The following is a 19,506-nucleotide window of genomic DNA, read 5'->3' as shown; positions in this document are numbered from 1 at the left end:
CTATGACGCAACGTAAAATCATCCATGTCGACTGTGACTGTTTCTATGCCGCTATCGAGATGCGCGATGATCCGCGGCTGGCCGGCAAGCCCATGGCGGTGGGGGGCTCGGCGGATCGGCGGGGGGTGATTGCCACCTGCAACTACGAAGCGCGGGCCTACGGCGTGCGCTCGGCCATGTCTTCCGGCCACGCCTTGAAGCTCTGTCCGGACCTCACCATCGTCAAGCCACGAATGGAGGCCTATCGGGAAGCGTCGAAGGAAATTCATACGATTTTCAGCGATTACACCGACCTGATCGAGCCGCTGTCCCTGGACGAGGCCTACCTCGACGTCTCTGCCAGTGCTCATTTCGGCGGCAGCGCCACCCGCATCGCCCAGGACATTCGCCGACGTGTTTCCAACCAGTTGCACATCACCGTGTCCGCCGGCGTCGCGCCGAACAAGTTCCTGGCCAAGATCGCCAGTGACTGGAAAAAGCCCAACGGATTGTTCGTCATCACCCCGGACCAGGTCGAGGACTTTGTCTCGGCCCTGCCGGTCAGCAAGCTCCACGGTGTAGGCAAGGTCACCGCCGAGAAGCTGAACCGGCTTGGTATCGTCGATTGCCTGCAATTGCGTCAATGGGACAAGCTGGCGCTGGTGCGCGAATTCGGCAGTTTCGGTGAGCGGCTCTGGAGCCTGGCCCGTGGGATCGATGAGCGTCTGGTGCACAACGACAGTCGACGGCAGTCCATCAGCGTCGAAAATACCTACGATGTCGACTTGCCCGACCTGGTGAGTTGTCTCGACAAACTGCCGGAACTGATGGAAACCCTCAAAGGACGCATGGCGAGGATCGACAGCAGCTATCGACCGGGCAAGCCGTTCGTCAAAGTGAAGTTCCACGACTTCACCCAGACCACACTGGAGCAGGCCGGGGCAGGGCGGGACCTGGGCAGTTACCAGTTGCTGCTGACCCAGGCGTTCAACCGGGGCGGTAAGCCGGTGCGGTTGTTGGGGATCGGGGTGCGGCTGGAAGATTTGCGGGGAGGGTTCGAGCAGTTGGAGTTGTTCGAGCGGTGAGACTGACGATGAGTGTCCTGTTTGGCGCGGTCCTTGTGGCAAGGGAATCCTTTGGGAGCAAAGCTTGCTCGCGATAGCGTCCTTGAGAACGTCTTCGCGGGCAAGCCTTGCTCCCACAGGTCTTGCCCTCACACAATCCCCTTGCCACAGGGGATATTTCAGTTAGTGCCAGGATCCGCCACCAACCGCCCGCCGTCCTTGGTCAGGGCTTTCATGAACTCGGTCTGCAACTCCGGATCGTTGCGCGTCAGTTCGATCAGGCTCTGTTCCAGTTCGCTGGCCTCTTCTTCAAGTCCCAGTTCCGACAGGCGCTTGACCCGATGAACCCACTGGCTCACCTCGTCGTCTTCCAGGTCGTCGTAGATCAGCGCATGAGCTTCCACCAGTTTGCTGCGCAAGGTACTGCTGATGCTCAGGGATGAGTCGGTGTGCACTTCGTCCTGGGCATCCGTCACGCTGATCTGCAATTTGCCGAACTGGCTCAGGTCCTGCTCGGCGAACGGGCTTTCCAGCAGGTTCAAGCGCAGCACGCCATTACGGTCAGTGCTCAGCTCGAAGGTCTGCCGGGCGGCCTTGACCTCCACCGGGCGTTCGCTCCAGGGCAGGCTCGAGTGTTCCGTGCGCTTGTCGCGCTGGACTTCGTCGATGCCCGCCAGGTTCTGCTGGGCGCGGCCATGGGAGGGGACGTTCATGAACGGGTTGAGCCCGGCGAAACCGTAGCTGATCCAGTCACGGGTCGCCGTGTCCGGCAGGTTGCCGAGGGCGAACACATTGACCACGTTCGCACCGACACCGGCCACCACGGCCACCGCGCCCAGGGGAATCTCGTAGATCTCCCGCCAGGGTTGGTACGGCGTGTAGCGATCGTAATGGCGGGTAACCTCGAACTCGGTGACTTCGAAGGTTTTCTGCTCATTGATGCGCACCCGACGCTGCGGCAGGTCGAGCACCTTGGGTTCGCCCACGTCGATTTGCAGGCTGTGGTCGAGCAATTTGCGCTCGACCCGCTCTTCGTGCTCGCTGCGTTGTGACATTTGGTTGGCACAGCCGCTGACCACCAGGGCGCCGCACAGGGCGGCGCCACCGAGGCCTAAGGTGTTTCGCTTGAACATGACGTCTCTATCTGGTGTCAGCGGCGGATACGGGCCTGGAGGAACGACAGCACGTCGGCGACCGGCAGCGCTTGCGGCTCGGCCTCGGTGCGGCTCTTGTATTCCAGGTTGCCTTCGGCCAGGCCACGGTCACTGACGACGATCCGGTGGGGGATGCCGATCAGTTCCATGTCCGCGAACTTGATGCCGGGGCTGGTTTTCTTGTCGCGGTCGTCCAGCAGCACTTCGAAGCCGGCGGCCGTCAGTTCGGCGTAGAGCTTGTCGGTGGCTTCACGCACCAGGTCGGTCTCGTAGCGCAGCGGCACCAGGGCCACCTGGAACGGCGCCAGTGTGTCGCTCCAGATGATGCCTTTCTCGTCGTTGTTCTGCTCGATGGCGGCGGCTACCACGCGGGAAACGCCGATGCCGTAGCAGCCCATTTCCAGGGTGACCGGCTTGCCGTTCTCGCCCAGCACTTCGCACTTCATCGCCTTGCTGTACTTGTTGCCCAGCTGGAAGATGTGCCCGACTTCGATGCCTCGCTTGATTTCCAGGGTGCCCTTGCCATCGGGGCTTGGGTCGCCGGCCACGACGTTGCGCAGGTCCGCGACGGTCGGAACCGGCAGGTCGCGTTCCCAGTTCACGCCGAAGTAGTGCTTGTCGTCGATGTTGGCGCCGATGGCGAAGTCGCTCATCAATGCTACCGAACGGTCGATGATGATCGGCAGTGGCAGGTTCAACGGGCCAAGGGAACCGGCACCGGCGCCAATGGCGTCGCGCAGGTCGGCTTCGGTGGCCATGACCAGCGGGCTGGCGACGCCTGGCTGGTTGGCGGCCTTGATTTCGTTCAGTTCGTGGTCGCCACGGACGATCAGGGCAATCAGCTTGCCGGCTTCTTCCGCCCGCACGATCAGGGTCTTGATGGTGCGCTCGATCGGCAGGTTGTAGCCTTCCACCAACTGGGCAATGGTCTTGGCGTTCGGCGTGTCCACCAGGCGCAGCTCTTCGGTCGGCGCGGCGCGGGACGTTTCCCGAGGCACGGCTTCGGCCTTCTCGATGTTCGCGGCGTAGTCGGAGCCGTTGCTGAAGACGATGTCGTCTTCGCCGGACTCGGCCAGTACGTGGAACTCGTGGGAGCCAGCGCCACCGATGGAACCGTTGTCGGCTTCAACCGGGCGGAATTTCAGGCCCAGGCGGGTGAACACGTTGCAGTACGCCTGGTGCATGCGGTCGTAGGTGACTTGCAGCGAGGCCAGGTCGGCATGGAACGAGTAGGCGTCCTTCATGATGAATTCGCGACCGCGCATCAGGCCGAAGCGTGGACGGATCTCGTCACGGAATTTGGTCTGGATCTGGTACAGATTGATCGGCAGCTGCTTGTAGCTGCTCAACTCGTTGCGCATCAGGTCGGTGATCACTTCTTCGTGGGTCGGGCCTGCACAGAAGTCGCGACCGTGACGGTCTTTGATGCGCAGCAGCTCGGGGCCGTATTCTTCCCAGCGCCCCGATTCCTGCCACAGCTCGGCCGGTTGGGTGCCCGGCATCAATACTTCCAGGGCGCCAGCGGCGTCCATCTCTTCACGAACGATGGCTTCCACCTTGCGCATGACGCGCAAGCCCATCGGCAGCCAGGTGTACAGGCCGGAAGCGAGCTTGCGGATCATGCCGGCACGCAGCATCAGTTGGTGGCTGATCACGACGGCGTCGGAAGGCGTTTCTTTCTGTGTGGCGAGCAAATATTGACTGGTGCGCATGGTTGGCCGTTGTCGGTTGCTGATGACGAGAAATGACGGAGCATTGTACGGGCGAGATTCCCTGGCGTACAGGCGCGTGGCCGGTCGCCAGGTGCGAACGCCGTTTTCCCGGCGTTTGCTGAAGTTTCCTACGACTCTTCCGCTGGCCGGGTGGGCGCCGGTTCCTCGGTGGGTGTCGAATCCTGGCGACGGTTCTCCTGGAACCAGTGCAAGGCGATCAGCAGCAGGGTTGGCACCCCCAGCAGGGCGGTGATCAGGAAGAAATTGTGGTAGCCGAACTTTTCCACCATCACCCCTGAGTAACCACCGATCAAGCGCGGCAGCAACAGCATGATCGAGCTGAGCAGGGCGTATTGGGTGGCGGAGAACTTCAGGTTGGTCAGGCTCGACAGGTAGGCGACGAACGCCGAAGTGGCCAGGCCGGAGCTGAAGTTGTCCAGGGAGATGGTGACAATCAACATCTTCAGGTTGGCGCCCATGTCGGTCAGCATCAGGAAGAGGATGTTGGTGGCGGCCGAGGCGACACCGCCGATGAACAGGATGGGCAGGATGCCGAAACGTACGATCAGCAGGCCGCCCATGCCGGCGCCGACGAGGGTCATGATCAGCCCGAAAATCTTGCTGACGCTGGCGATCTGGTCCTTGGTGAATCCTTGGTCGATGTAGAACACGTTGGCCATGACGCCCATGACCGTGTCGGACATCCGATAGGTTGCGATCAGCCCGAGCAGCAGCAGGGCCTGCCAGCGATAACGCAGGATGAAATCGTTGATCGGCGTCAGCACCGGCGCCAGTCCGCGCCGGCCCATGGCCGACAGGCACAGGGCGGTCAGGATGGTATAGAGGATGGCCCGCAGGAAGGCGCGGTCTTCGAGCAGCAGGTCGAGCAGGCTGACGCCCTCGAACAGCACGCTGGCGAAGTCGGTGTTGAACAACTGGGTGAACATCGCCGGGACGGAGACCAGCAGCACGATCAGCACGAATACCGACGCCAACTGATGAACGAACGTGTAGCGCCCGGCCTGCAATTGGGTGCGCAGCGGCACCGGCGGCTCGCGCATGAACAGTGAGGTGAGGAGCGCCGGGACCATCAACACGCCGAACAACAGGTAAGTACCGGCCCAGGCCGAGTGTTTGTAGCTGAAACCGGTGGAGCCAAAGCCTTCGGCGAAGAACAGGGCGCCGGCGGTGGCCAGTAGCGCAGCGATGCGGTAACCGGACATGTAGCTGGCGGCGAGGGCGGCCTGGCGGGTGTCGTCGGCGATCTCCAGGCGATAGGCGTCGACGGCGATGTCCTGCGTCGCGGAGGCGAAGGCCACGATCACGGCGATGGCGATCAACCATGACAGGTGTTTTTGTGGATCACAGAAACCCATGCCGATCAGGCCGAGGATCACCAAGGCCTGGGAGAGCACCAGCCATGAGCGGCGGCGCCCCAGTTTGCCCAGCAGTGGCAGGCGCCATTGGTCGAGCAGTGGCGACCAGACCCATTTAAAGGCGTACGCCAGGCCGATCAGGCTCGCGTAGCCGATGGTTTCGCGGGCCACGCCGGCTTCGCGCAACCAGACCGAAAGCGTGGAAAACACCAGCATGTATGGCAAGCCGGCGGCGAAGCCAAGCAGCAACAGCACGAGCGTTGAGGGACTGGCATAGGCGGCGAGGGCGGCGCGCCAGGTTTTACGGGGCATGGGCTGGAGTCTGCCTCAAAAATTGCGAAAACAAAGCGCGCACTCTAACCGCTGTGCTCTACCGGGCGCCAGCCATGGCGCTGAATATCAACACGATTGTTCAGGACACTGATGCCTTCCAGGCGCAGGCGTGCGCGCTGTTCATCCCCTGAGGCGCTGCCCGCCGGCAGGCTGATCCGACCACCGGCACCCAATACCCGATGCCAGGGCAGCTTGGTGTCGTTTGGCAACTGGCTGAGAGTTCGCCCGACCCAGCGCGCCGCCCGCCCCAGGCCGGCCATTTCGGCGAGTTGGCCATAGGTGACGACTTTGCCCGCCGGCACCTGGGCCAGGGTCAGGTAAAGGGTCGTGCGGCGGATTTGGGCGGCGTTCTCGGTATCCGCGGGTGTGTCAGTCACGTAAAGGGTTCCTGGATGGGATGTCCGTCCGTAGATTAATTCCTACAAGGCTGGTTGAGAAATGAACTCATCATCTATATGCAGGTCAGTCGTTGCTGAGGTGTCATCCTGGGGGATAATGCCGCCTTTTCACTGAAAACTTGAGCCCATTATCGCTTATGTTGTCTAGAACCCTGTTGTGCCTAGCTGTTACCAGCGCCTCCATGCCCTTGCTTGCCGATACCGTCTGGTTGAAGAACGGTGACAAGCTGACCGGTAAAATCACCGTTTTCGATGGCGGCAAGTTGCTGATCCAGACTGATTACGCCGGCGCGGTTCCCATTGACTGGAAGCAGGTCAAGACCCTCGAAAGCGACCAGCAATTGCTGGTCAAGCAGGATGCCTACACGGGCGAGAAAGCCAAGGCGCTGCAGGCGGCCGAGGACGGCAAGGTCACCCTGGCCAACGGTGATGCGCCCAAGACCGTGGAACTGGCCAGTATCCAGCAGATCCTCAAGCCCAAGCCGGTGGTCGAGGATCTGGTGTGGAAAGGCAATATCGATGCCGCGCTGGATTATCAGCGAGCGGAAAACGATACCGATGATTACGACATCGACTTCAAGACTTCGGCGCGCCATGGCAGATGGCGGCACACCGCCGAAGGCGAATACAACCGTGAATTCCAGGATGACGTGGTTTCCGCCGACAACTGGAGGCTGGAGTATTCCCTCGACCGGTTCCTGACGGATAAATGGTTCTGGCAAGGTCGCCTGAACTACAAGCGTGACAAAGTCGAAGACCTGGCCCGCCAGCGCGTGGTGGGTACCGGCCCGGGCTACCAGTTCTGGGATGACGAGCTGGGTGCGTTCTCCCTGGGCTCGCTGCTCAACCGCACCGATTACGAGTACCGCGACGGCGGCAAGGACAACTTCTATTCCGTGGCCATGAAGTGGGACTACAACCGCTACCTGATCGGCAAGCGCGTCGAGTTCTTTACCAATGGCGAAGTGGGCAAACCCCTGTCCGACGTGGCGGATTACGCCTACGACGCTGAAGTGGGGCTGCGCTACAAGGTCACTGACTGGGCTTCGCTCAATCTCAAGGCTGAGAAAGATGTCATCGAGGGCACTGAAGACAGTGACTTGAGCAAGACGCGGTACACGGCCGGGTTTGGCGTGACCTGGTAATTCGGGCTCACCCACACACACCTGTGGGAGCGAGCTTGCTCGCGATAGCGGTCTGTCAGCCAACGTTGATGTTGCTGATCCACCGTTATCGCGAGCAAGCTCGCTCCCACAGTTTTTTTGTGCGCTGGCAAAAACTCACAGGCACAAAAAAGCCCCGCTTTTGAGGGCGGGGCCTTTTTACTAAAGCAAGTGCAAGTTAGATAACTTGAACTTCTTCAGCTTGCATGCCTTTCTGACCGCGGGTAGCGATGAAAGAAACCTGTTGGCCTTCTTTCAGGCTTTTGAAGCCGTCGGATTGGATAGCTTTGAAGTGAACGAACAGGTCGTCACCGGATTGTGGGGTGATGAAGCCGAAGCCTTTTTCATCGTTGAACCACTTAACGGTACCGGTTTGGCGATTAGACATGGTGTAACTCCTTGAACAAAGATAACTGCGACTCAGGAAGAACCCTGGCCGAGACTGAGTGCAAAGAGCAGGAAAAATTCTTGTAGATGGTTGGATCGAAATTCAACATATCGTGTAGAGATTCTCAGTGACACAAGCAACACAGTGGCGCCACCTTAACCCTTTTTCCAGAATGTGCCAATGGTCTTTGCGAAGGTTTCTCTTAATTGGTGACTGACGGCGCGGGTGATGGCCGGCAGGACCCAGAAATCAAGGTGGATCGGCGAGATTTGCGTGCCGCGCTTTGAACCCGGCCCCGTGCCCCGGTAAGATGCCGGACGTATTTTTTCCACCTCGCTATTTCAGGAAACCGCCATGAGCATCAAATCGGACAAGTGGATTCGCCGCATGGCGCAAGAGCACGGCATGATCGAGCCCTTCGTCGAGCGCCAGATGCGTGGCGAAGGCGCCGACCGGCTGATCTCCTTCGGTGTCTCCAGCTACGGCTACGACGTGCGCTGCGCCGACGAATTCAAGGTGTTCACCAACATCAATTCGGCCACCGTCGATCCGAAGAACTTCGATGAGAAGAGCTTCGTCGACGTCAAGAGCGACGTTTGCATCATCCCGCCGAACTCCTTCGCCCTGGCCCGCACCGTCGAATACTTCCGCATTCCGCGCAACGTGCTGACCATCTGCCTGGGCAAGAGCACCTACGCCCGTTGCGGCATCATCGTCAACGTCACGCCGCTGGAACCCGAGTGGGAAGGCCACGTGACCCTGGAATTCTCCAACACCACGACCCTGCCGGCGAAAATCTACGCCAACGAGGGTGTGGCGCAGATGCTGTTCCTTGAATCCGATGAAGAATGCGAAGTCTCCTACAAGGATCGTGGCGGCAAATACCAGGGCCAGCGCGGCGTGACGCTGCCGCGGACCTGAATCTGACGAGCTGTTTGGAATTCCTGAGCGGGCAGACACTCTATTGCGTGTACTGCCCGTTTTTTTGCGTCAGCGCAGCGGGCCTTCGCTCAGGAGTTGCTCTATGAAGATCGATCCGCGAATCAGTGCCGAACTGGCAAGGCTTGAGCCCAATCAGATCGGCGTCATGGCCTGGTCATTGCTGGCCCATCCTGCCGAAGCGGCAGGCGGCATCCCCGGCCAGCCCGATCCCGATACGCCCAACGAACAGCCTACCGAACCCGGCGAACCCACCCTGCCGGACGAGCCGCCTCCTGCGCCTGTTGCCTGATGAGGCGCTGGCCCGCCAGCGGTAGCGCAGAGTGCTTCAGCTGACGGGCCATATTTCGTTATCGCCGATGACAAAAATCCTGCAGTCGCTGTCTTGCTCGACTCGATAACCGCCCGTGAACGCGCCGAAGGCCGGTAGCAGGCTGATCTCGCTGCCCAGCCGGAAGCAAGCCAGGCGCAGGCGTTGTCGGCCCTTGCCGCTCAGGTGGTAGACCGGGTGCACGTGGCCGGCCAGCACATGGCGGCTGGGGTGGGGGGTAGGCTCGTGTTGCACGGCGAAAGGGCCCAGTAGCAACGGCTCCGGTACGACGCGAATGTTCAGCGCTGGAGGTGGGTCGCCGGCGCGTTTGTCGTGGTTGCCACGAATCAGCGTCATGGCCAGGTGCGGATGTCGCTCACGCCAATCGGAAAGTGCCTTCAAGGTGCCGGGCGCATGGGAGCCGGGACCGTGGAGAAAATCTCCGAGAAAGATCAACTGTCGACACGCCAGGCTAGCGAGTAATGCATCCAGCACCGCGATGTTGCTGGCGGTGGTGCCGTGGGGCACCGGTTGCCCGAGGCGGCGATAAGCGGCGGCCTTGCCGAAATGAACGTCGGCCACCATCAAGGTTTCCTGGGCGGGCCAATACAAGGCTTTTTCCGCAAGCAACCAGAGTTCTTCGCCGGCCAGGCTGACAGGATACGGCGCTGGCATCAGGCGTCACCGCGATCGGCAGTCTTTTCCAGCTCACTGACCATCCGCTGGATGCGGTCGGCGAGTTTTTCCGAGCTCATGCTTTCCCGGAACCGCTCCACCAGCAGCGGGAACCCGAGTGGGGTGGGGCGTTTGATCATGTGCAGGTCCAGCTTCAGGGTATTGAGGCGTTGCAAGGTCTGCTCCAGTCGACGGATATCCAATTCTTCACGCAAGACTTCCTCCCCGGCCTGGGCCAGCAACAGATTGTCGGCGTCGTATTGTTTGAACACCTGGAAGAACAATCCGCTGGAGGCCTGGACTTGCCGGGTGCTTTTCGGCGCACCGGGGTAGCCGGCGAACACCAGCCCGGCGATCCGGGCGATTTCGCGAAAGCGCCGCAGGGCCAGTTCCCCGGCATTCAGGCTCGCGAGCACGTCGGCCAGCAGATGATCGACGCTCAGCAGGCTCGGGGTCAGGCAGTGCGACCAATCCACTGCCGTGGCGCTGAGCAGTTCCAGGCCGTAGTCGTTGACCGCGATGGAAAACGTCAGCGGCTGTTGCCGACTGACGCGCCAGGCCAGCAGGCTGGCCAGGCCCAGATGCACCTGACGCCCGGCAAACGGGTACAGGAACAGATGCCAGCCTTCCCGGGACTTGAGGGCTTCGGCCAGCAAGGTGTGCTGCGTGGGCAAACCGGACCAACGTTGCTGGGTCAACAGCAGGGGCTGCACGGCTTGCATCTGCGGGCCCTCGAAGCGGCCCTCGGCGGCTTCGCTCAAACGGGCCACGACGGCGGCCGCCAGTTCGCTGGAAAGTGGCATGCGCCCGCCGTTCCAGCGTGGCACAGCGGCCTTCTTGGCCTGGCTGCGTCGCACATAGGCGGTCATGTCTTCGACCCGGACCAATTCCAGCAGTCGCCCGGCGAACAGGAAACCGTCGCCGGGTCGCAGGCGGGCGATGAAGCCTTCCTCGACGCTGCCCAGGGTCTTGCCACCGCCGCCCTTGCTCCAGAACTTCAATTGCAGGCTGGCATCGCTGACGATGGTACCGATGCTCATGCGGTGACGCCGAGCCAGGCGGGCATCGGGCACGCGCCAGACCCCGTGTTCGTCCGGTTCGACCCGTCGGTAATCGGGGTAGGCGATCAATGACAGGCCGCCGTGGCGTACAAAGGCCAGGGCCCAGGCCCATTCGGCCGGGTTGAGGTCGCGGTAGGCCCAGGCACCCCGCACCTCCTTGAACAATTCGTCGGGAACGAAGCCGCCGCCCAGGGCCATGCTCACCAGGTGCTGCACCAGGACGTCCAGCGGCTTGTGCGGCGATTCGCGAGGTTCGATGCGGCGCTGGGCCACGGCGTCTTGCGCGGCGGCGGCCTCGATCAACTCCAGGCTATGGGTCGGCACCAGCGTCACCCGTGAGGTCCGCCCGGGGGCGTGACCAGAGCGCCCGGCCCGTTGCATCAGCCGCGCCACCCCCTTGGCCGAGCCGATCTGCAGCACCCGTTCCACCGGCAGGAAGTCCACTCCCAGGTCCAGGCTGGAGGTGCAGACCACCGCTTTGAGCTGGCCGTCCTTCAAGGCCTGCTCAACCCAATCCCGGGTGTCACGCGACAGCGAGCTATGGTGCAGGGCGATCAGCCCGGCCCAGTCGGGTCTCGCCTCAAGAAGCGCCTGATACCAGATTTCCGACTGTGCCCGGGTGTTGGTGAAGACCAGGCAACTGCGGCTGGCGTCGATTTCAGCAACGACCTGGGGCAGCATCTTCAGGCCGATGTGCCCAGCCCACGGGAAACGTTCGAGGGCCGGGGGTAGCAGCGTGTCGACCTGCAGCGCCTTGCTGTCGGCCCCCTGCACACTGATCCCGTTGCCTTGCGGGATCAACACCTGCTCGGCATGGGCTTGGTTACCGAGGGTTGCGGACACGCCCCAGACAATGAGTCCGGGGTGCCAGTGCCGCAAGCGCGCCAGGGCCAGTTGCAACTGCACGCCACGTTTGTTGCCGAGCAATTCGTGCCATTCATCCACGACCACCATGCGCAGGGTCGAAACGGCAGCTTGCGCATCGGCCCGGGCGAGCATCAGGGTCAGGCTTTCGGGCGTGGTGATCAGTACGGTGGGCAGGCGACGGCCCTGGCGGGCGCGCTCGCTGGCGCTGGTGTCGCCCGTGCGCAGACCGACACTCCAGGGCACTTGCAGGTCTGCCAGGGGCGCTTCGAGGGCTTTGCCGGTGTCGGCCGCCAATGCGCGCATCGGCGTGATCCACAGGACGGTCAGCGGTTCGGCCGGCGGCTTGCGTTTGCGCGGTTTGTCCGGCGGCGGTGCCGAGCGGGCGAAACGGTTGAGGGCGGCAAACCACACGGCATAGGTCTTGCCGGCACCGGTGCTGGCGTGCAACAGCCCGGACTCCCCCCGCTTGACCGCGGCCCATACCTGCTTCTGAAAGGCGAACGGCTTCCAGCCGCGGGCGCCGAACCACTGGTTTGCGAAATTGTTGGATGTCGCCATGCCTGCCGCGTGCGCCCTGGAAGTCCTTCTTCAGTGACCACGGCGGGATATGAAAGGTTTTATGCCCAAGGGGATCGTCTGGCTGGAAGGCTCTTGTGGCGAGGGAGCTTGCTCCCGCTGGGCTGCGAAGCGGCCCTCTGGTTCTGACTGACACACCGCAGGGGGCCGCTTCGCGCCCCAGCGGGAGCAAGCTCCCTCGCCACGGGGCTTGCCAGGGAGTTTATTTCAAGTTGCCACTGAGAAACTGCTTGAGCCGTTCGCTCTTGGGGTTGCCCAGTACGTCTTCCGGCGCGCCTTCTTCTTCCACCAGGCCCTGGTGCAGGAACAGCACCTGGTTCGAGACTTTACGGGCGAAGCTCATTTCGTGGGTCACCATGATCATGGTCCGGCCCTCTTCGGCCAGGCCCTGGATCACCTTCAGCACTTCGCCCACCAGCTCCGGGTCCAGGGCCGACGTGGGTTCGTCGAACAGCATCACCTCCGGCTCCATCGCCAGCGCACGGGCAATGGCCACGCGCTGTTGCTGGCCGCCGGAGAGGAATGCCGGGTACTGCTCGGCAACCCGTGCGGGCAGGCCGACCTTGTCGAGATAACGACGCGCACGGTCGTCGGCTTCCTGCTTGCTCACCCCCAACACCCGGCGCGGCGCCATGGTGATATTTTCCAGCACGGTCATGTGGCTCCACAGGTTGAAATGCTGGAACACCATGGCCAGGCGCGTGCGGATGCGTTGCAGTTCGTCGGCGTCGGCCACGTGCATGCCGTGGCGGTCCTTGATCATCTGGACCGGCTGGCCGTCCAGGGTCATGGCGCCGTCATTGGGTTGTTCCAGGAAGTTGATACAGCGCAGAAAGGTACTTTTTCCCGAGCCGCTGGCGCCGATGAGGCTGATGACGTCGCCGGTCTTGGCCTTGAGCGAAACGCCCTTGAGCACTTCATGTTCGCCATAGCTTTTATGCAGGCCTTCGATGGTCAGTTTGTACATGGAGCATGCATCCTCAAGGCGAAAGTAGGTAGCCGCTGCGGTAGGCCTCGGTGCCGGCGACATGGGCGATCACCATGCCGGCTGTGGCCATGCGGCGCAGCGAACGGGCGTACAGCAGCCCGGCGTTACGGCAATGAACGGGGGTGACGGTGTCGTTGACCGGGTCGATGACTTCCGCGATCAGTTGCCCCGCCTCCAGGTATTCGCCGGGCAGGGCGCTGTACACCAGCAACCCGCCCACGGGCGTGGCGACCGGCTCGACCGCGGCCAGCGGCGTGGCCGGGTAGGGCAGTTCGGGCATGGGCATCGGTTCGCCGTCGATGGCGCCGAAGCGGATCAGGTATTCGATCAAGGCCTGGCAGTCGAGGCTCGCCAGGCCATGGTTGACGTCACCCTGGCCACGCAACTCCACGGTCACCGAAAAACTGCCCAGGGGAATCTCGAAGCGTTCGCCGAAGCGTTCCTTGAGTTGCCACCAGAGCAGGGTGAAGCATTCGTCGAACGACTGGCCGCCCGAATCGGTCGCCAGCAGGCTGGCTTCGGCACCGATGTAGCGGGCCAGTGGCTCGACCTGCGGCCAGGCTTCGGGCGTGGTGTAGAGGTGGGCCACGGCTTCGAAGTCGCAATGCAGGTCCAGCACCATGTCGGCGTCGCAGGCCAGCCGTTGCAGGGCCAGGCGCAGGGATTGCAATTGCGTGCCTGGGGTCTGCCGGGCGAGGGCATCGCGCAGGCTGGTGCGGATCAGCATCAGGTTGTGCTGCGGATCGTCGGTGAGCAGGTCCTGGATTTCGTTGCCGATCTCTTCGCTCAGGTCGACGAAGCGGCGGTTGAAGTTCTGCCCGCTTTCGGTTTCGTAGCGCCCCAGGGGCACGTCCATCAGCACTTGTTCGAGGCCGATGGGGTTGGCGACCGGCACCAGCACGATCTCGTGGCGCAGGTGGCCCGACGCCTCGAGCTCGGCCAGGCGTTGCTTGAGGTGCCAGGCGACCAGCATGCCCGGCAGTTCATCGGCGTGCAGGGACGACTGGATATAGATTTTGCCGACGGCTTTTTCCGGGCCGAAGTGGAAGCTGTGGATCTTGCGTGCGGTCCCCGGTACCGGGGCCAGCAAGTCATGGATCTGGTGGCGCATGTGCGTGTGTGTCCTGGAACAAAAGCCCTAGTGGGTCGGCCCGAGGAAGGCCAGCCAGCGGCGTTCGGCGAGGCGGAAGAGGCCCACCAGCGCAAAGGTGACGGTCAGGTAGATCAACGCGGCGATCCCGAACGACTGGAACGTCAGGAACGTCGCCGAGTTGGCATCCCGGGCGACTTTCAGCACGTCTGGAACGGTAGCGGTGAACGCCACGGTCGTCGAGTGCAGCATCAAGATGACTTCGTTGCTGTAGTACGGCAGCGAACGGCGCAGCGCCGACGGCATGATCACGTAGGCGTACAGTTTCCAGCCAGTCAGGCCGTAGGCCTTGGCCGCTTCCACTTCGCCATGGTTCATGCTGCGAATCGCCCCGGCGAAAATTTCCGTGGTGTAGGCGCAGGTGTTCAAGGCGAAGGCCAGGATCGTGCAGTTCATCGCGTCGCGAAAGAAACTGTCGAGCATGGGCTGGGCGCGCACCGCCGCGATGCTGTAGATGCCGGTATAGCAGATCAGCAACTGGATGTAGAGCGGCGTGCCCCGGAACAGGTAGGTGTAGAACTGCACGGGCCAGCGTATGTAGAACTTGGGCGAAACCCGGGCGATGGACAGCGGGATCGACACCACGAAGCCGATCAGCAGCGAGGCGCTGAGCAGCCACAGGGTCATGGCCAGGCCGGTGATGTTGATGCCGTCGCTGTACAGGAATGGCCGCCAGTATTCTTGCAGGAGTTCGATCATCGCACCGCCTCCCGGGCTCCGGCGGCGTAGCGGCGTTCAAGCCAGCGCAGGATGAAATTGGACGCGCTGGTGATCAGCAGATAGATCAATGCCGCCAGCACCAGGAAGTAGAACAGCTGGTAGGTGCTCTTGCCCGCATCCTGGGCCGCCTTGACCAGGTCGGCCAGGCCGATGATCGACACCAGCGCGGTGGCCTTGAGCATCACCATCCAGTTGTTGCCGATACCCGGCAGGGCAAAGCGCATCATTTGCGGGAACACCACGAAGCGAAAGCGTTGGCCACGCTTGAGGCCATAGGCCGTGGCGGCTTCGACCTGGCCCCGGGGGACCGCGAGGATCGCGCCGCGAAAGGTTTCGGTGAAGTACGCGCCATAGATGAAGCCCAGGGTGATCACCCCGGCGCCGAATGGGTCGATCTCGATGTATTCCCATTCCATGAAGTCGGTGAACGAGGTCAGCCAGGTTTGCAGGCTGTAGAAGATCAGCAGCATCAGCACCAGGTCTGGCACGCCGCGGATCAGCGTGGTGTAGAGCTGGGCAGGAATTCGCAGCAGTTTGACGCGGGACAGCTTGGCACTGGCGCCCAGCAGGCCGAGCAAGACGCTCAACAACAAGGACAGGGCCGACAGCTTGATGGTCATCCAGGTGCCTTGCATCAGCAGCGGGCCGAAGCCCTGCAGGCTGAAGGCGGAGAGCCCCAGATTTTGTAGGAGTTGTTCGAACATGAAAGAGGCCTTTGGCAGGAAAAAAGCGCCCATCCGAGGCCGGATGGGCGCAGCGCATTATTTGCCGCTGTACAGATTCAGATCGCCAAAGTGTTTTTTCTGGATCTCGGCGTACTTGCCGTCGTCGTGTAACGCTTTGATACCTTTATCCAAAAGGGCCTTCAGCTCACTGTTACCTTTCTTGATACCGATGGCGGTCTTGGCGGGCAGCAGTTCGCTGTCCACCGGCTTGCTGACTTCATAGCCTTCGCCTTTTGGCGACTTCAGGAAACCCAGCTCAGCCTGGAGCATGTCCTGGATCGCCGCGTCGAGGCGGCCGGAGGTCAGGTCAGCATAAACCTGGTCCTGGTTCTGATAGGCCTGGGTCTTGACGCCGGCCTTGTCCAGCACGGCCTTGGCGTAGGCTTCCTGGATGGTGCCTTGCTCGTAGCCGATGGTCTTGCCTTTGAGCGAGGCAACGTCTTCGCTCAGGCCCGAGCCCTTCTTGAAGACATAGGCCGTTGGGCCGGAGAACAGCTCGCTGGAGAAGTCGATGACTTTTTCCCGGGCCGGGGTCACAGTCATGGAGGAGATCACGCCGTCGAATTTATTGGCCTTCAGGCCCGGGATCATGCCGTCGAAATCGCTTTCGACCCATTTGCATTTGACCTTCAGCTCTGCGCAGATCGCATTGCCCAGGTCGATGTCGAAACCGACCAGGCTGCCGTCGGCGGCCTTGGACTCGAACGGGGCGTAGGAAGGGTCGACACCAAAACGCAGTTCCTTGTATTCCTTGGCTGTGGCGACGCCAGCGGCCATGCACAACGCCAGTGCAGAAAGGGTCAGCAGTGCTTTTTTCATTATTGAGTCCCTAAAACCAATTTGAGCGCTTGTGGCGCATAAGATTGTTACCGGTGAAGGTCTGAACGGTATGACGGCATAAAGGTAGCAATTTCCGAACCATAGTGCCGAACAAGTGTTTTAAAAGCATATGCGGCAGATGGTGGAGCGCGGTGGTGCGCGGGGGAGATCGTACAACAAAAAGGTGCCCCAGGATGGGGCGGGCATGATAGGTCTTTGTGGGAGCAAGGCTTGCCCGCGATAAAGGTGATGCGATCTACCGGAAAACGAGGCGCCTGCTTCGCGAGCAAGCTTTGCTCCCACAGAGTGTTCGCCACCGAGGTGCTATTTCAACAAATCCTGTAGCGTTGCCAACGTGTCGGCTTCATCGACCCCCTTGTCCTGGCGCCAGCGCAACATCCGTGGAAAGCGCACGGCGATCCCGCTCTTGTGGCGTTTGGACAAGGCGATGCCTTCGAAGCCCAGTTCGAACACTAGGGTGGGGGTGACGCTGCTCACCGGGCCGAACTTCTCAACGGTGGTCTTGCGCACGATGCTGTCGACCTGGCGCATTTCTGCGTCGGTCAGCCCTGAATAGGCCTTGGCGAATGGCACCAGGGTGCGCTCGCGACTGTCTGGCGGGTTGTCCCACACGGCGAAGGTGTAGTCGCTGTAGAGGCTGGCGCGTCGGCCGTGGCCGCGCTGGGCGTAGATCAGCACCGCGTCGACGCTGAACGGGTCGATCTTCCATTTCCACCACACGCCCATGTCCTTGGTGCGACCGACGCCGTACAGCGCGTTGCGGGCCTTGAGCATCATGCCCTCGACACCGAGGCTGCGAGAGGCTTCGCGCTGCCGGGCGAGGTCGAGCCAGTCCTGCCCGGTTATGATCGGCGAGGGCAATAGCACCGGGCTGTGGATACGGCCGATCAGTGCTTCCAATTGTTCGCGGCGCTCGGCCTGGGGGCGGTTGCGCCAATCCTCGCCTTGCCATTCCAACAGGTCGTAGGCCATTACCACCACGGGGGCGTCGTCGAGGATTTTCTTGCCCAGGGTCTTGCGACCGATGCGTTGCTGCAACAGGGCGAAGGGTTGCACCGCCGGCTGCAACGGTGCGTCCGGGTCGAAGGCGTCCTCGGTGACCGACTGGGGGGCTTTCCAGACCACAATTTCACCGTCGATCACCGTGCCGTCAGGCAACGCCTGGGCCAGTGAATGCAATTCCGGAAATCGTTCAGTGACCAAGTCCTCGCCTCGCGACCAGACCCACAAATGGCCGTCGCGCTTGATCACCTGGGCGCGGATGCCGTCCCATTTCCATTCCACCTGCCAGTCGCTGGCCGGCCCCAGCAGCGCGTCGAATTGCTCCACTGGCGCAGACAACGCATGGGCCAGGAAAAACGGATAAGGCTGGCCGCCGCGCTGGGCATGTTCATCGTCGGACTCGGCCGCGATCAGCTTGAGGTAGCTGGTGGCTGTGGGACGATGGGACAGGTCGGTGTAGCCCACCAGGCGTTGGGCCACCCGTTTGCTGTCCACCCCGGCCATGGCTGCCAGGGCCCGGGTCACCAGCAGTTTGGATACGCCCACCCGGAAACTGCCGGTGATGAGTTTGATGCAAAGCATCAGGCTCGGCCGGTCGAGCTGCGCCCACAGCGCCGGAAGCCGTTCAGCCAGGACGTCGGGCGACTCACCGCGCAACGGCAGCAGTTTCTCTTCGATCCACAGCGCCAGGCCTTCATCGGAGCTGTGGGGCGATTCGGGTAATACCAGCGAAATGGTTTCGGCCAGGTCGCCCACGGCCTGATAACTTTCTTCGAACAGCCAGAGCGACAACCCGGATACCCGGACCGCCAACTCCCGCAGGATTTTTACCGGCACCAGTTGCCGTGGACGCCCGCCGGAAAGGAAATACACGGCCCACGCCGCGTCCTGGGGCGGGGCTTTGCTGAAATAGTCCTGCATGGCGGTGAGCTTGGCATTGCTGGAGGTGGTGGCGTCCAGTTCGGCGTACAACTCGGCGAAGGCTTTCATGGCGCCTCCTCACCGCTGTCGGTGGCTGTAGCGAGGTCTTCTTCGTCGTCGCCGTATTCGGTGGTGAACCCTTGGGCATCGAGGCCTTGCTCGCACAAGTGGCGTACCAGCACGGCGACTGACCCGTGGGTGACCATCACCCGTTCGGCGCCGGTCTGTTCGATGGCCCAGAGCAGTCCAGGCCAGTCGGCGTGGTCGGACAGCACGAAACCCCGGTCCACGCCGCGCCGCCGACGTGTACCGCGCAGGCGCATCCAGCCGCTGGCGAAGGCGTCGCTGTAGTCGCCGAAGCGGCGCATCCAGCTACTGCCTCCGGCAGAGGGCGGGGCGATGACCAGCGCCTGGCCCATGATCGGGTCGTTCTTCTTGATATCGCCGGCATAGATCGTTGGCGGCAGATGAACCCCGGCCTCGCGGTAGACCCGGTTTAGCGGTTCCACCGCCCCGTGGGCCAGGATCGGGCCGAGGCTTTCATCGATACCGTGGAGAATCCGCTGGGCCTTGCCGAAGGAATAGCAGAACAACACGCTGGCCCGGCCGACGGCGATGTTCCCGCGCCACCACTGGTTGATCTCGTCGAAAATCTGCACCTGGGGTTGCCAGCGGTAGATCGGCAGGCCGAAGGTGGATTCCGTGATGAAGGTATGGCATTTCACCGGCTCGAACGGGGTGCAGGTGCCGTCAGGCTCGACTTTGTAATCCCCCGACGCCACCCAGACCTCGCCTTGATATTCCAGCCGTACCTGGGCCGAGCCCAGCACATGGCCGGCAGGGTGAAAGCTCAAGGTCACGCCATGGTGCGACAGGCGTTCGCCGTAGGGCAGGGTTTGCAGGTTGATGTCCTGGCCCAGGCGTGATCGCAGGATGCCTTCGCCGGGTGCCGCTGCCAGGTAGTGTTGGTTGCCACTGCGGGCATGGTCGCCGTGGGCGTGGGTGATGACCGAGCGTTCCACCGCCCGCCACGGGTCGATGTAGAAATCCCCGGGCGGGCAGTACAAGCCTTCGGGGCGGGCAATGACAAGATCCATGCAATCACCGGAGCGATGGGCTTGTCAGGTAGAGGCGCGGGTGAGGGGGGAAGTTCTATCGGATTTAG

18 protein-coding genes are annotated in these 19,506 nt (G+C 62.2%); 4 read left to right on the top strand and 14 right to left on the bottom strand.

Annotated elements, in window-relative coordinates; translation table 11 throughout:
- Positions 1-2: 2 nt before the first annotated feature.
- Positions 3-1,064 carry a DNA polymerase IV gene (gene dinB / locus IB266_RS20950; RefSeq protein ID WP_072409558.1) on the top strand — a complete coding sequence of 354 codons (1,062 nt, stop codon included), beginning with the start codon at positions 3-5 and terminating at the stop codon, positions 1,062-1,064.
- Between the two features lie 158 nt (positions 1,065-1,222).
- On the opposite strand, the gene IB266_RS20945 is transcribed toward dinB, so the two are convergent.
- From IB266_RS20945 to IB266_RS20930, 4 genes are all read right to left on the bottom strand, one after another.
- Positions 1,223-2,176: a hypothetical protein gene (locus IB266_RS20945; protein WP_192262286.1), complete on the bottom strand. Its 954-nt coding sequence runs from the start codon at positions 2,174-2,176 to the stop codon at positions 1,223-1,225.
- A gap of 17 nt (positions 2,177-2,193) precedes the next feature.
- The gene (locus tag IB266_RS20940) at positions 2,194-3,909 is read right to left on the bottom strand and encodes a proline--tRNA ligase (protein WP_192262285.1); all 1,716 of its coding nucleotides are present in this window, start codon (positions 3,907-3,909) and stop codon (positions 2,194-2,196) included.
- A 128-nt stretch (positions 3,910-4,037) separates the two neighbouring features.
- Positions 4,038-5,597: an AmpG family muropeptide MFS transporter gene (locus IB266_RS20935; protein ID WP_060738933.1), complete on the bottom strand. Its 1,560-nt coding sequence runs from the start codon at positions 5,595-5,597 to the stop codon at positions 4,038-4,040.
- A 44-nt stretch (positions 5,598-5,641) separates the two neighbouring features.
- The gene (locus tag IB266_RS20930; RefSeq protein ID WP_060738932.1) at positions 5,642-5,995 is read right to left on the bottom strand and encodes an MGMT family protein; all 354 of its coding nucleotides are present in this window, start codon (positions 5,993-5,995) and stop codon (positions 5,642-5,644) included.
- A 158-nt stretch (positions 5,996-6,153) separates the two neighbouring features.
- Between IB266_RS20930 and IB266_RS20925 the strand changes: the two genes are divergently transcribed.
- Complete coding sequence (locus tag IB266_RS20925; protein WP_060738931.1) at positions 6,154-7,161, top strand: DUF481 domain-containing protein; 1,008 nt, start codon at positions 6,154-6,156, stop codon at positions 7,159-7,161.
- A 196-nt stretch (positions 7,162-7,357) separates the two neighbouring features.
- Here IB266_RS20925 and IB266_RS20920 read toward each other — a convergent pair whose 3' ends face one another.
- A complete protein-coding gene (locus IB266_RS20920; RefSeq protein WP_002554837.1) occupies positions 7,358-7,567 on the bottom strand; it encodes a cold-shock protein in 210 nt (69 codons plus the stop codon).
- 354 nt (positions 7,568-7,921) lie between these two features.
- On the opposite strand from IB266_RS20920, the gene dcd reads away from it, so the two are divergent.
- Both dcd and IB266_RS20910 read left to right on the top strand, forming a co-directional pair.
- Positions 7,922-8,488: a dCTP deaminase gene (dcd, locus tag IB266_RS20915; RefSeq protein WP_003184751.1), complete on the top strand. Its 567-nt coding sequence runs from the start codon at positions 7,922-7,924 to the stop codon at positions 8,486-8,488.
- 103 nt (positions 8,489-8,591) lie between these two features.
- Positions 8,592-8,798 carry a hypothetical protein gene (locus IB266_RS20910; RefSeq protein WP_041022879.1) on the top strand — a complete coding sequence of 69 codons (207 nt, stop codon included), beginning with the start codon at positions 8,592-8,594 and terminating at the stop codon, positions 8,796-8,798.
- A gap of 36 nt (positions 8,799-8,834) precedes the next feature.
- Here the strand turns inward: IB266_RS20910 and pdeM are convergent, their stop codons facing one another.
- From pdeM to IB266_RS20865, 9 genes are all read right to left on the bottom strand, one after another.
- Complete coding sequence (pdeM, locus tag IB266_RS20905) at positions 8,835-9,491, bottom strand: ligase-associated DNA damage response endonuclease PdeM (protein WP_192262284.1); 657 nt, start codon at positions 9,489-9,491, stop codon at positions 8,835-8,837.
- A complete protein-coding gene (locus tag IB266_RS20900) occupies positions 9,491-11,977 on the bottom strand; it encodes a ligase-associated DNA damage response DEXH box helicase (protein ID WP_192262283.1) in 2,487 nt (828 codons plus the stop codon). The genes pdeM and IB266_RS20900 overlap by 1 nt, the downstream gene beginning before the upstream one ends.
- Positions 11,978-12,197: 220 nt before the next feature.
- Positions 12,198-12,962, bottom strand: coding sequence for an ABC transporter ATP-binding protein (locus IB266_RS20895; protein WP_060738928.1), 765 nt, complete (start codon positions 12,960-12,962; stop codon positions 12,198-12,200).
- Between the two features lie 13 nt (positions 12,963-12,975).
- The gene (locus IB266_RS20890; protein WP_072409576.1) at positions 12,976-14,094 is read right to left on the bottom strand and encodes a succinylglutamate desuccinylase/aspartoacylase family protein; all 1,119 of its coding nucleotides are present in this window, start codon (positions 14,092-14,094) and stop codon (positions 12,976-12,978) included.
- 27 nt (positions 14,095-14,121) lie between these two features.
- Complete coding sequence (locus tag IB266_RS20885) at positions 14,122-14,832, bottom strand: ABC transporter permease (RefSeq protein ID WP_192262282.1); 711 nt, start codon at positions 14,830-14,832, stop codon at positions 14,122-14,124.
- Entirely contained in the window at positions 14,829-15,557 is a 729-nt protein-coding gene (locus IB266_RS20880; protein WP_060743074.1) for an ABC transporter permease, read from the bottom strand. The genes IB266_RS20885 and IB266_RS20880 overlap by 4 nt, the downstream gene beginning before the upstream one ends.
- A 57-nt stretch (positions 15,558-15,614) precedes the next feature.
- A complete protein-coding gene (locus tag IB266_RS20875; protein ID WP_060738925.1) occupies positions 15,615-16,397 on the bottom strand; it encodes a transporter substrate-binding domain-containing protein in 783 nt (260 codons plus the stop codon).
- A 324-nt stretch (positions 16,398-16,721) separates the two neighbouring features.
- Positions 16,722-18,410, bottom strand: a complete 1,689-nt coding sequence (locus IB266_RS20870) for an ATP-dependent DNA ligase (RefSeq protein WP_192262281.1) — start codon at positions 18,408-18,410, stop codon at positions 16,722-16,724.
- Complete coding sequence (locus IB266_RS20865) at positions 18,407-19,438, bottom strand: ligase-associated DNA damage response exonuclease (RefSeq protein ID WP_192262280.1); 1,032 nt, start codon at positions 19,436-19,438, stop codon at positions 18,407-18,409. Before IB266_RS20865 ends, IB266_RS20870 begins: the two co-directional genes overlap by 4 nt.
- Positions 19,439-19,506: the final 68 nt, after the last annotated feature.

The sequence above is a fragment of the Pseudomonas sp. Pdm06 genome, assembly GCF_014851795.1.
Taxonomy (GTDB): Bacteria; Pseudomonadota; Gammaproteobacteria; order Pseudomonadales; family Pseudomonadaceae; genus Aquipseudomonas; species Aquipseudomonas fluorescens_AA.
This window is presented reverse-complemented; position numbering and strand designations above follow the sequence as displayed.